A 12,838-nucleotide genomic window follows, 5' to 3' on the forward strand; every position below is an offset into this window, starting at 1 on the left:
CGGCCTTCTTCAAAAAATGAAGATTTTTTCGTTTTTTCGCCTGTTTGAAGGGCTCATCTGAAAGGCAGGTCCGATAAAAATCCAGATATACCCGAGATGTTTTGTTCTGTTGTTTTTTGAAGGAAACTTTTGAGTATTGTCAAGAAATTGTTCGTATAGGGGTATAAAGAAGCAGGGACGTTTTGAGAATCCCTTTTAATCGAAAGGTTTCGGCTTGACCGATAAGAAAAGTAAGGATATGATTCAGCCAGCTATAAGTTCTTATTAAAATGAAGCGGATGGGAAGTAAGCCCTGATAAAAGATGGGCGAAGTCGAAAACGGCAACTTGGCAGATGGTTGGCAGAGCTTCATGAACATCGTTTTCTGTCGGCGGGGCGAAAGGCGTTGGATATTTCAAGGGACGCCAAGTCCAAAATCCGTCAGAGGCGGTGAATGGGACGAATTTGGAATTTGTGGATAATCAAACATCAGTGAGAGGGCAGGCAGGAGGCCGGCCGACAATGACAGACAAGACAAAAAGATTCATCGCTCTTCAATCAGCCCCCGGAGATTCCCCGGGCGGAGAAAGCGAGATGGTCTGACGGTCTTTTTGCACACGTAAGTCCACAAGTTTCCTGATTTTGTGCCTTTCTGAGGTTCCCCCCTTCTAAGGTGCCGGTCGTGGTGTGCGCCCAATGAACGATAAACGGTAGCCTTGAAAGGTGCAAACTATGGAAGTGTTGATGGCCATTAACACAGCGTCTTGGATTGTGGGCATTTTACTGGGGGGAGGGATAGGTCTTGCGGTTTCCATTCTTGTTGGTTTTACCATATCCAAAATCCGTCTTAAAGAAGCAGAAAAAGACATTCAGGGTCGTCTTGAAACAGCCCGCCGGGAAGCCGAGACGATTCTGAAGGAAGCCCGTCTGGATGCTGCCAGTGAGTTTATCCGAAAGCGGGAAGAGTTTACCAATGAAGTGGCGGCCAAAGAGGCCCAAATCCAGAAGCAGGAACTTCAGCTGGAAAAGATGAAGGATGCTCTGGAGCGGCAGCAGGAACAGATTGAGCAGCGGGACAGGCAGTTAAAGAACCTTGAAAAAGACCTTCAGCGAAAGATTGAAAGTGTAGACAATAAAAACCGGGAATTGTCCGCTTTGCTTGTCCAGCAGAAAAATCAGCTGCTGAAGATTTCCGGAATGACGGTGGAAGAGGCCAAGAATCTGCTGCTGCAGGAGCTCGAGGAGGAATGTGAGAAGGAGATGAGCGAGCTGATCAGCCGCAAGGTCGCCCAGGCGGAGGAACAGGCGGAGGAAAAGGCCAAAGAGATTATTAACCTGGCCATCCAGCGATATGCCGCCGAGCAGACCTGCGAGGTGAGTGTTTCAATGGTGGATATCCCGAATGATGAAATGAAAGGCCGGATTATCGGACGTGAAGGACGGAATATTCGAGCGTTCGAGAAGGCCACCGGGGTGGATGTGATTGTGGACGACACCCCGGGGGTGATTGTGGTCAGCGGGTTTAATCCGATTCGCCGCGAGGTGGCCCGGCTGAGTATGGAGCGGCTGATTCAGGACGGGCGGATTCATCCAACGCGGATTGAAGAGATTGTGGCTCAGACGAAAAAGGATGTGCATCAGCGGGTCATCCAGCTGGGCAAGGAGGCGGCGGAAGAGGTCGATGTCCGCGGGCTGAACAACAAGATTATCGGGATGCTCGGGGCCCTGCACTACCGCACCAGTTACGGGCAGAATGTGCTGCGGCACAGCGTCGAGGTGGCTTTTCTGGCGCAGGTGATGGCGGATGAACTGGGGCTGGACGGTTCGCTGGCCAAGCGGGCGGGTCTGCTGCACGATATCGGCAAGGCAATGGACCGGGAGATTGAAGGCGGGCATCCGTCGATTGGAGCCAACTACCTGCGTCGGTTTAAGGAATCTCCGATTGTGCTGAATGCCGTTGAGGCGCACCACGGGGATATTCCGGCGGACAATCCTTATACGCCGCTGATTGCGGCGGCGGATGCCATCAGTGCATCCCGGCCCGGTGCCCGCCGGGAAACCCTCGAGCGGTATATCAAACGGCTGGAAAAGCTGGAGGAAATCGCTCGCAGCTTTGAAGGCGTGGAAGGTTGCTATGCGATTCAGGCGGGCCGTGAAGTGCGTGTGATTGTCAATGCAGAGAAGGTCAGCGATGATGCGGCCATGAAGACGGCACGGGACATCGCCAAGAAGATTGAGGAAGAGATGACCTATCCGGGCGAGATTAAAGTGACGCTGCTGCGGGAGGTTCGGTGCATTGAGTACGCCCGATAGCAGGGCTGAGCCGGTCCGGAGCAGAGCGGTTTGCGGAAAGTGAGCGGATTGTGAAGATTAAAGTGCTTTGTATCGGAGATATTGTAGGCCGTCCGGGCCGGCGGATTTTGTCCTCTCAGCTTCCGCTGCTGGTGCGGCAGCATCAGGTCGATGCGGTGATTGCCAATGCGGAGAATGCGGCGGGCGGTTCCGGGCTGACCCCGCAGATTTATGAGAAACTGGGCCGCTACGGGGTGCATCTGATTACGCTGGGGGACCATTGCTATCGAAAGAAAGAGATTTTGCCGATTCTGGAAAGCGGAGGCAATATTGTCCGTCCGGCCAATCTGTCCCCGGCCGCGGCGGGGAAGGATTTTGCCGTCTATCAGACCTCCAAAGGAGTCTGCGTCGGTGTGGTGACGCTGATGGGGCGGATTTTTATGAAACCGGCGGACTGCCCCTATGCCAAGATTGATTCTCTTCTGCCTCGGCTGGCGCAGCAGGCGGAAGTGATTTTTGTGGAAATGCATGCGGAGGCTACCAGCGAAAAGGCGGCGATGGCGTATTATCTGGACGGCAAGGTCAGCTGCGTGTTTGGTACGCATACGCATGTGGTGACGGCGGATGAGCGGATTCTGCCGGGCGGGACGGCGTTTATTACCGATATCGGGATGACGGGGGCGCACGATTCGGTTTTGGGCCGCAAGAGCGAGTGTGTCATTCGGGCGTTTCGCACGCAGATGCCGTATCCATTTGAATTGGCCTGCGGGGATGTGCGGATGAGTGCCATTCTGGTGACGGTGGACAGCCATACGCGACGGGCGGAGTCGATCGAGCGGATTCAGGTTCGGGAGGAGACGGCCGACGAGATGATTTACGACAGCGATGACGGCAAGCCGGATTCCGCAAACGGCTTTATGAGTTAACAGGCATAGCCGGTTCAGTTTTTTCTGCGAGGCAGTTCAGCGGGAGGGATTGTCAGGGTTTTCGGCGTGTTTTTCCTTGTATTCTTTGGCGAGCTGACGGAGTTTGAGGATATCCGTCTTGCCGGAGCCCAGACGGGGGATTTCGTCGATGCCGATGATATTTTCGCGTCTGGGAAGGTAGAGTTTGGGCAGGTCGCTTTCCGCCAGTTTTTCGTAAAGGTCTTCCGGATTCACTTTGTCTTTCACATACAGCAGGACGATTTGTTCCCCTTTTTTCTCATCGGGCAGACTGGTGACGGCCACGAGCGGTTCATTCAGATGAAGAAGTTTCAGACAGGTTTCTTCAATCGTCAGGTGGGAGACCATTTCCCCGCCGATTTTGCTGAAGCGGCTGAGCCGGTCGGTGATGGTGATGAAGCCGTCTGAGTCGAGCGTGACAATATCTCCGGTGTTGTACCAGCCGTTCTGAAGGACCTGGGCGGTTTTTTCGGGAAGATTCAGATATCCTTTCATCACGTTGGGGCCTTTGACCCAGAGCAGTCCGGGCTGTCCGACGGGGACGGGCCGGCCGGTTTCCGGATGGCGGATTTGAACGGCGATGCCGGGCAGGGGGTGTCCGGCGGAGCCTTCTTTGGTGCCGATTTGGCGGGCGCCGGCAACTTCGACATCCAGGACATTGATGGCAATCAGCGGGGAGCATTCGGTGGTTCCGTAGCCCTCGCGCGGACGGATGCCGAATTTCTTTTCAAATTCCTCGATAAGTTCGATTTTCAGTTTTTCAGCGCCCGCGATGATAAACCGCAGTGTCTTGAAATCGTCCGGCTCACAGCGTTTCATATAATTCAGCAGAAACGTGGGAGTAGCGAACAGAAGGGTGGCGTTTTCGGTGCGGACGGTCTGGCCGACAGCTTTGGCGTCGAGGGGGTTAGGAACAAAGCAGACGGGCACCCCGGCCAGAATCGGCAGCCACAGCGTGCAGGTCAGGCCGAAGGAATGAAACAGCGGCAGAACGGCACAGAGTTTGTCATGGGGCAGTGTACGGAAAATCATCAAAGCCCCTTCAAGGTTGGACAGGATGTTGTGGTGGCTCAAAAGGATGCCTTTGGGTTTGCCGGAGCTGCCGGAGGAAAAGAGGATGAAGGCGGTCTGGTCCGGGTCGAAGTTTTCCGCACAGGCCAGACGGCGTCGCGGGCAAAACAGGGCTTTGAGGGCGGCCAGCCGTTTTTGTGCCGGCGTAAATTGGGTCAGAAGGTCTTCGAGGAATAACGCACCGGGCAGGGCGGTCGGAGAAATGTTTATCTTCTCCAGAAACAGACGGCTGGTGAGGATGGTCTTCAGGCCGGTTTGCTCGATCATAAATTGGCGGTCTGAGAGGGAGACGGCATAAGAGAGATTCACGGCGGTTTTGTTGAGCAGGGCGACGGCCAGATTGGCACAGACGGCTCCGACGGAGGGCGGCAGAAAGATGCCGATGTTGGGCTGGTCGGCGGTGCGGTTTTTCAGATAGTCGCGCAGAAGGACGGCGGCGATGAGGGTTTTGCCCCACGTGAGCCGTTTGCCGCTGATGTCGCTGATAAAAGGCCGGCGGAAATGTTTGCGGGCGCAGCGGACAAAGGTTTCGCCCAGACTGATTCGATGGGGTTTTCGGCTTTCAAAGTAATCGCAGGACAGTTCCGCGACGGCCTGGCGGGCTTCTTCCGCGGAGGCGTCGGCGGGCAGGGGCTTTCCAAAATGAACCTGGACGGGATAAGGCAGTCTTTTGGGCCAGGCGGACAGTAGCCGTCCGTGATAGTGGCTTAAGATGCTGCCCCAGATTCCCCCCAGGTAGGCGGGTATGACGGGAATATCGAGCCCCTGGGCAATTTTTTCAAATCCGGGCCGAAAGCGGTTCATCTGGCCGGTTCGGGTAATGCCGCCTTCCGGGAAGACGCAGACCAGTTCGCCGTCCTGAAGGGCCCGCCGGGCCTGTCCAATGGATTCAAAGATAGATTTGGGTGAGTCGGAGGGACTGACGGGAATGGCCTTTACAAGCCGAAAGAGCCAGCGAAGCCCTTTCTTTTGGTAGAGAGACTTGTCCATCAGAAAACGGACAGGACGCGGCAGGGAAGCCATCAGAATCACGGCATCGGCCCAGGAAACATGGTTCGAAACAAGGAGTGCCGGGCCGGAAGCGGGGATGTGTTCGGCGCCGAAAACACGGAGGCGGTAGAGCAGTCGGGTCAGTACGGCGGCCAGAAATCGAAGCAGCGGGTATGGCAGACGAATGACGGCGCCGACAGCCAGCACCAGTGTCAGCAGTCCAAAGAGAAGAAACATCCAGCTGGGACTGATTTTCAGGACTGTCGTGCAGAGATTGACCAAAACGGAGGCCAGCAGGACTCCGACCCAGCTGAAAAATTTGGAGGCGGCCAGGACTTGTCCGCGAATGGCGGCAGGGGCTTTGAGCTGAATGAAAGCATTGACGGGTACGATAAACAAACCGGCTCCCAGTCCGAACAGAAAGGTCAGAGAGAAGATGCCGGGATTTTGAGCGAACATTTCTTTGGCGTTCTGCGGGGAATGGGAATTGGGATTCACCAAACCGAGTGCAATGGCGGCGGCGGCCATCATCAGGCCCCCGATGGGAACAATCCCCAATTCAATCGAACGGCCGGACAGCTTGCCGGACAGGTAGGAGCCCAGCCCGATTGCCAGGGAAGCCACAACGAACAGCAGAGCGCTGAGTTCCTCGCTGGCCTTGCAGATTTCCAGGCCGTAGGGGATTAGATTGATTTGGGCAAAGGCTCCGAGAAAGAGGAAATAAGCTGCTGCTGCCATGGCGACCAGCAAAGCGGTTTCAGAACGGATGGCTTTTACGGTTCGCCAGATATCTTTAAAAAACAGGATGGAGGCCGAGACGGTTTTTCCGCCGGCGGGGGTTTTTTCAATTTGAAGGCTGGTGAGAACTCCGACAGCGGCCACAAGGATACACGCCGTATCCGCCAGCGGGTAATTGCGGTTTGCAGTCAGGATGAAAATGGGGGCGGCGGCGCTGCCGAGCACGATAGCCAGATAGGTCATCCCTTCGAGAAACCCGTTGGCCTTGGAGAGCTGGTCAGGGCGGACCAGTTCGGGGATGATGCCGTATTTGGAGGGGCCGAAGAAAGCGCTTTGGGTGCACATCAGGAACAGGACAAAGTAGAGCCCGTAAGCACTTTTGAACAGGAACATCAGCAGCCCAAGTGCCATGATAATGAGTTCAGCGATTTTGGCCAGAACGATGATGCTGCGTTTGCTGAAGCGGTCAGCCAGGATGCCCGCATAGGGTGTAAACAAAAGAAACGGGATGACAAAGATTCCGGCGGCCCAGGCGCCGATTTGTGCGGCTTTTTCTCGTCCAAACAGTCCAATCAGAAAAAGGACCATCAGCCAGCGATACAGGTTGTCATTCAAGGCGCCCAGAAACTGGGTGGCATTGTGCCACAGAAACGAGCGGCTGAGATGGTTGCCGCCGGCTTGGACGGAGATGTTTGTTTCTTTCGGTTTCATGGGTTTTCAGATTTTTGATTGTTCTCCAATCCTATTTTTACCGGTTTTTGGGAAAAAAGAAACGGTTCTTTTCCGGAAAAATAATCGAGAACAGCCCGGATGGCCGCCTGACGATAAGGGCGTGCCTCATTGAACAGCTCGTGCCTGGCACCGGGGAGCATATGGATTTGGGCGGCGGGAAACTTGTTTTGGAGGATTTTCAGGTTGTACGGCCAGGCCACCGTTTTATCCTTTTGCGGCTGAAGGATGAGGATGTCCCGATCGGAGGGCGGCAGGGTTTGAAGCTTGTCATTCCATATGTAGAGGGCTTTGACCCATTGCAGGGAGACGACTCGGGCGTGGAGAAAATCCCCGGTTCGATTGAAAGACAGGAATTCGGGGTCGGAGGAGTTCTTCCGCTGGATACGGGGAATGCGGTCTGTAAAGCAGCGGGCGGTCTTCCAGAGGGGTTTGGAGAGGTTGTAGGCGGTCCAGCGGAGAAGGGGGGCGGCTAAGATGACTCGCTCGAGGGATGAAACCGAACCGGTCAGGAGCGCATCGGTGAGCACAGCGGCCCCCATGCTGAAGCCGAGGGCGAAATAGGGGCCGTGAAGACGGGCACGGACCTTTTGGAGAAAGTCAGCCAGGGCGATGGTGTACTCCTCGAAATGGTTGATGGAAGCGTGCGGGCCGGTGGAAAGGCCGTGGCCGGGCCAGTCAAAAAGGGCGGCGGCAAAGTGATTCTCAAGCAGAGCGGACAGCAGATGCCGCAGCTGGCCGCTGTGACTGAGATACCCATGAAGCAGAATCACGGCGGCTTCATAACGGGCGGGCCGGTAGATGTGGGCGGCCAGCTGATAGGGGCCCGACACAAAGGAGCCGAAGAGATGCTCGATATCCGCCCGGCAGTCGAGGCCGTAATGAGCAAAGTAGGCCTTGGCCTGTTCGGAACAGTGGACAGGATGGACCTGTTCGAGCGGCTCGAGAAGCGGGAGCCCGCTGTCGTTTCTCTCTTTTTGATTCTTTTTACGTTTGCTGGTTAGAAGCGGCATAAGAGTTTCCAATCCGATCAGCCTATCATAAACGATTTGAAACTATTTGAAGACTTTTTCTTTTGTTTTCATAGCCAAAAGATGACTGGAACAAATCAGGAAAATCAGGAGGGCCAAACTGTTTTGATAGAGCGGAATGAAAAGCAGAAGAAGGGGGCTTTGCGGGTCTGAGTGGATATAGAGACTATCCGAGTAGAGATAAAGGGAACCCCAAACGACAAAAAAGATGGATGCGGAAACGAGGATTTTACCGAAATTTGTTTTTATAAAAAAGAGATTGAGCAAACCGAATGCTGCATAAGGACTTAGGCACCAGAATAATTCGACAGAATGATTTAGTATTTCTTGTACAGTCCAGGGGGACTTTCCCAAAATGATTGCGGCGGTGGCTGCGAAACCGAAGAGAAGAGAAAATGTGTTCCAAATTGCCATTTTGCAGACTCCTATGTGAGAAGGTTTGGTTGGAGTTTTACGATATGGTTTGGAGCAAAGGGAAGAGGGTGTAAGGCCGGGTTATACCCTTTTATTTTGAACGTGATTACACGGCCGAAGTAGGCCCAGTTCAGAACAAAGGGATAAATAAAGTTTTGCAGACCGCTGGGTGCGGCAAGCCAGCGAAGGGTGCGCCTGAAAATCCGCCAGGGAGAATAAAACTTGCGGATGACCCAGTCGGTGCCGGCCTGCAGCTGGGCGGGGGACATAAGTCTCGGCTGGAAAACGACATGACGATAGTCGTAATGTTCCCAGTTCGTGTCGATGATGCGGGATTTGAGTTCCTCATAAAGCGGGGTGCCGGGCAGAGGAGTGAGGATGGAAGCCTGAATGGCGTCGATGCCGATGTTTTCCAGTAAGTTCAGTGTTGACTTGAAGATATGAACATCGTCAGTGTCGAAGCCGAAGATGATGCCCGCTTCGACAAAGATGCCGTATCGATGGATGGTTTCGACGGCTTTTTTGTAAAGGGAAGGAACGTTAAATCCTTTTTCCGTAAGGGTTAAGGTGGACTGGCTGAAGGATTCCAGCCCAATGAAAAGGCCGACACAGCCGGCTCTCTGAAGCCAGGACAGCAGCTCTGGGTCGTCGGCGATTTCAATGGAGGCCTGGGTAATCCATTTTTTCTTGAGCGGTGCTAACTCTTTTAATAGACTGAGGATATAATCGCGGTTCTGGGTGAGGTTGTCGTCCACGAACATAAAGAAACGGGAGGGAAAGGAGCGGATTTCTGCAATGACGTCGGGGATGGGGCGGCCGTAATGCTGAGATTTATATAAGGTTCCGATAGAACAGAACTTACAGCGGTTTCGACAGCCCATTGTGGCATACGTCGCATAGGTTGTGGAGTATTTGCTTTTGTCGAGGAGATGACGCGGGAGAGAAGCGGGGGCCTGCCCGGCTGGATTTCCGTAATATCTTTTTTGCAAACGGTTTGCGCGAAGGTCTTCGAGGAGTTTCGGCCAGGCGTCCATCGCAGGACCGATGACGACGGCGTCGCAATGCTGCAGGGCCAGTTCGGGGTTGAGGGTGGGGAAGAAGCCGCCGAGGACAACAGGGATGTTATACTTTCTGTAGTGGTCAGCCAACTCGAAAGCACGAGGGGCAGTGGCTGTCATGCAGGTGATGCCGACCAAATCAAAGTCGGTGTCCGGGGGTACATCATCGATTTGCTCGTCGATGAGCGTGATTTGAGCGTCGTAAGGGCTTAATTTGACGAGAGTTAAAAGAGAAAGCATGGAGAAACGGAATGTCCTGCCGTTGAAAAGCTTCCTTCTGCCGACCTTGCGCCAGCAGCCCGATGCCGGAGAAATCAGGAGTATCTTCATAAGATTTTGTTCCTTTCTAAACTTTTGTATTTCAATGAGTTATGAATTTCGACGCAGTCTGTAGAGTATAATAAGCAAGGAGTGTGCCACAGAGTGAGTTTTGGCTTAAGTAATTATGAACAAAAAGGATACAGAATTTTCTTCGTGCGGATGATTTTTGTTTTATGTTTTATGATTGACAAAAAATGTATACACGATATACATAAAATGTATATGAGAAAACTAATAAATAAAGATAGACAATTCTTTAATCTGGTGACAGAAGCCACCTTTTCGAATCCATTTAGTCCGGACCGGGAGGCAATCGACCAGCGGATTACGGGGTTGGATTCTTCGAAACCGAGGTCGGAGGTTCTGGATGAAGAAATCCGTTTAACCCGTCAGCGGCTGGCGGATTTGGACCGCGGGAAACGGTGTCGGCTGGAGGATTTTGAAGGGTCGGACCGGGACCTGATGAAGTATGTGTTTTTGTTTGTGATTTATCATCAGTGGGCGGAGGCGTTTGATAAGCTGATTGCCCAGCAGGCGACGACGGAGGAGCACAATGTAAAGGTCTGGTTTGCGCCGGAGGTTCTCAAGCAGCTGCAGGAGCGGGGATTCAGCGAGGACGATTCGGTGCGGTGCCTGTCGATGTTTTACCAGATACGGCGGGCGTATTATCTGATCGGCCGGATGCTGATTGGGCCCAGTGCGTCAATGCGCCGGCTGCGGATGCATCTGTGGAATCATATTTTCACGCAGGATATTCGGCTGTATGAGCGGTATCTGTGGGACAAGATGGAGGATTTTTCGACGCTCCTGGAGGGGCCGACGGGCAGCGGCAAGGGAGCGGCGGCGGCGGCCATCGGCCGGTCTGGATATATTCCGTATGATGCGGCGAAGAACTGCTTTGTGATTCCGTTCACGAAGCTGCTGGTGGAGGTGAATCTGGCGCAGTTTACGCCGACGCTGCTGGAGTCGGAATTGTTCGGGCATGCCAAGGGGGCGTTTACGGGGGCGGTGGCGGATTACGGGGGTGTGCTTTCGCTGTGCGGCCGGCATGGGACGATTTTTCTGGATGAGATTGGAGAGGTTCGGCCGAATGTGCAGGTGAAGCTCCTGCGCGTTCTGCAGGAGCGGCGGTACTGGCCGGTGGGCAGCCATCAGGAGCGGATGTTTTTGGGGCGTGTGGTGGGGGCGACGAATCAGCCGGTGGAGGTGCTGCGTCGTCGGGGTCGGTTTCGGGAGGATTTTTATTATCGGCTTTGTGCGGATGTGATACGGGTTCCGTCGCTGAGGGAGCGAATCGAGGAAAGCGAGGAGGAACTGCCGTCGCTGGTGCGTCATTTTGTGGGGCAGATAGTAGGGCAGGCGGATGAGGGGATAGTGGGGCGGGTGCTGGAGGTGATCGAGAAGCGTCTGGGGCGGGGGTATGGGTGGCCGGGGAATGTTCGGGAGCTGGCGCAGTGCATTCGGCGGGTGGTGCTGCGTGGGGATTATGAGCCGGGGGCGGGGGGAGCGGCGGGGACGGAGGGGCGGCCGCTGACGGCGGAGGAGGTGGTGCGGCAGTACTGCCGGGAGCTTTATGCGCGGTACGGCAGCTATGGGGAAGCGGCGAAGGCGGCGGGACTGGACCGGCGGACGGTGAAACGGTACGTGGAAGGAGGGTGAGGGCAAAAGAATCTGCGAAGGAGTCTTGAAAAACAACATTTTAATTGTTATATAAAACATACGTAAAGAGGGTATAAGTTTTATTTTGGGGAAGGCAGGGGCTTATGACTTCAGAGGCTTATAAGAGGAAAGCCATTTCCTTAATGAACTATCTCAAGGAGTTGATCGATCTTAATCTGACTCATATTACAGATTATCGAGATTATCCGAACTATCTTTTGTTTTCGGAGATACCTCAGGAAGAAGGCTGTTTTACACAAGCATGGGGCTATTCAGAGGAAACTCCAGAAATATGGCTTGAGATTAAAAAGCCGAAGGAACCGCCATTTCCGCCTATTCCAAAATCCTGTGAAAAGTGGGTTAGGGAAGAAACGCTAAATCAATCTGACGAAGAGCCGATTTTGAAAGATTCAATTACCAATGTTTATCAGGAAAAAGGGATAGACGGAGAGTTTCTGACAAAAACTGAGGTGAAGTATTTAAGAGACTTTCCTGAAGTTTTAGAGTTGTGGAAAAAATATATCGAAAATAATTGGCGTCCTTGGCAGGAAAAGCATCAGAAATGGAAAAGGATCTATAAGGTTTATAAAAAACTATTTGAAATTTACATAGAATTAGGACAGTTAGGTGAACAATATGAGCTGGTTGTAGGAATGGGGCTGCTGCGTTGGCGCTTGCCTGACGGCCGAAGTGTAGAGCGTCATCTTTTAGCGTTGAAGGCATCTCTCGATTTTGATGAAAAGACAGGAACTTTTGTTTTACACGCGGACGAGCAAGATACAAAAGTATATTTAGAACTGGAGGCTCTGGATGTTTACCAACCTCTAATGCCTCAAAACTTTGAAAACATAGTCAAGGAATTGGAAGAAAATCCGTGGGAACAAATTCTTATTCGAAATGTTTTAACAAGTATAGCAAACGTCCTTGGAAAAGAAGGCAGGGGGATTTATACCGAGCAGTTATCAATTCCTGAGGGGCCAGTTCCTTCTAATCCAGAGGTCTTATTTGCTCCAGCACTTATTTTGCGAAAACGAAAGTTGCTTGCAATATATGAACATTTGGAGCAAATAAAGAAACACATTGAGAATAACAAAGAAATCCCGGAAAACCTACAAAAGTTGATTGGGCTTCAGGAGAGTCAGATAAAATCCAAAAGCGGAGCGAGTAAGAAGCCGTCTGAAATCGCAGACAATCGGTTGTATTTTCCACTTCCTTCCAATGAGCAGCAGCGTTCTATAGCCGAAAAAATAAAAGATAGTCAAGGCATTTTGGTTCAGGGGCCTCCTGGAACAGGGAAATCCCAAACAATTGCCAATCTTATCTGCCATTTGCTCGCTTATGGACAGAGAATTCTTATTACAGCGAAGGCTCCAAGGGCCTTGGAGGTTTTACATGGTCTTTTGCCGGAGAAAATCAAGGACCTTTGTGTAAGTCTTCTGGGACATGGACAGGAAGAAGTACAAAGTCTGAAAAATAGTGTTTCCCAAATTCAGCAAAAAGAGTCTGGATGGAACAATGAAGAATCTCAAAAACAAATCAGAAAGCTTGAAGGCGAACTAAATGAACTCTTGCAAAGCAAAGCAAAAAAGGAAAACAGGCTTAAATTAGCTAG

Annotated in this window: 8 protein-coding genes; 4 read left to right on the forward strand and 4 right to left on the reverse strand. The window is 52.6% G+C overall.

Annotated features, from left to right (window positions below; translation table 11 throughout):
- Positions 1–711: 711 nt before the first annotated feature.
- Both rny and WHS88_10145 read left to right on the forward strand, forming a co-directional pair.
- Entirely contained in the window at positions 712–2,292 is a 1,581-nt protein-coding gene (gene rny / locus WHS88_10140) for a ribonuclease Y (protein MEJ5260538.1), read from the forward strand.
- Positions 2,293–2,342: 50 nt separating this feature from the next.
- Positions 2,343–3,197, forward strand: coding sequence for a TIGR00282 family metallophosphoesterase (locus WHS88_10145; GenBank protein MEJ5260539.1), 855 nt, complete (start codon positions 2,343–2,345; stop codon positions 3,195–3,197).
- Between the two features lie 36 nt (positions 3,198–3,233).
- On the opposite strand, the gene WHS88_10150 is transcribed toward WHS88_10145, so the two are convergent.
- Genes WHS88_10150 through WHS88_10165 form a run of 4 tightly spaced genes read right to left on the reverse strand, consistent with a single transcriptional unit; the run spans position 3,234 to position 9,576 of the window.
- A complete protein-coding gene (locus WHS88_10150; GenBank protein MEJ5260540.1) occupies positions 3,234–6,725 on the reverse strand; it encodes an acyl-[ACP]--phospholipid O-acyltransferase in 3,492 nt (1,163 codons plus the stop codon).
- Complete coding sequence (locus tag WHS88_10155) at positions 6,722–7,756, reverse strand: alpha/beta hydrolase (protein ID MEJ5260541.1); 1,035 nt, start codon at positions 7,754–7,756, stop codon at positions 6,722–6,724. Before WHS88_10155 ends, WHS88_10150 begins: the two co-directional genes overlap by 4 nt.
- A 42-nt stretch (positions 7,757–7,798) precedes the next feature.
- A complete protein-coding gene (locus WHS88_10160; GenBank protein MEJ5260542.1) occupies positions 7,799–8,188 on the reverse strand; it encodes a hypothetical protein in 390 nt (129 codons plus the stop codon).
- Between the two features lie 11 nt (positions 8,189–8,199).
- The gene (locus WHS88_10165) at positions 8,200–9,576 is read right to left on the reverse strand and encodes a radical SAM protein (protein MEJ5260543.1); all 1,377 of its coding nucleotides are present in this window, start codon (positions 9,574–9,576) and stop codon (positions 8,200–8,202) included.
- A gap of 213 nt (positions 9,577–9,789) precedes the next feature.
- Here WHS88_10165 and WHS88_10170 point away from each other — a divergent pair, with 213 nt between their 5' ends.
- Both WHS88_10170 and WHS88_10175 read left to right on the forward strand, forming a co-directional pair.
- Positions 9,790–11,226, forward strand: coding sequence for a sigma 54-interacting transcriptional regulator (locus WHS88_10170; protein MEJ5260544.1), 1,437 nt, complete (start codon positions 9,790–9,792; stop codon positions 11,224–11,226).
- A 104-nt stretch (positions 11,227–11,330) separates the two neighbouring features.
- The coding region (locus WHS88_10175; protein ID MEJ5260545.1) for an AAA domain-containing protein at positions 11,331–12,838 on the forward strand (1,508 nt) is incomplete at its 3' end.

Source organism: Anaerohalosphaeraceae bacterium, from assembly GCA_037479115.1.
Taxonomy (GTDB): domain Bacteria; phylum Planctomycetota; class Phycisphaerae; order Sedimentisphaerales; family Anaerohalosphaeraceae; genus JAHDQI01.

Excerpts from the sequence above, each read along its gene's own strand:
- WHS88_10170 (MEJ5260544.1), top strand. The coding sequence starts at position 9,790 with ATGAGAAAACTAATAAATAAAGATAGACAATTCTTTAATCTGGTGACA.
- rny (MEJ5260538.1), top strand. The coding sequence starts at position 712 with ATGGAAGTGTTGATGGCCATTAACACAGCGTCTTGGATTGTGGGCATT.
- WHS88_10155 (MEJ5260541.1), bottom strand. The coding sequence starts at position 7,756 with ATGCCGCTTCTAACCAGCAAACGTAAAAAGAATCAAAAAGAGAGAAAC.
- WHS88_10165 (MEJ5260543.1), bottom strand. The coding sequence starts at position 9,576 with ATGAAGATACTCCTGATTTCTCCGGCATCGGGCTGCTGGCGCAAGGTC.
- WHS88_10150 (MEJ5260540.1), bottom strand. The coding sequence starts at position 6,725 with ATGAAACCGAAAGAAACAAACATCTCCGTCCAAGCCGGCGGCAACCAT.
- WHS88_10160 (MEJ5260542.1), bottom strand. The coding sequence starts at position 8,188 with ATGGCAATTTGGAACACATTTTCTCTTCTCTTCGGTTTCGCAGCCACC.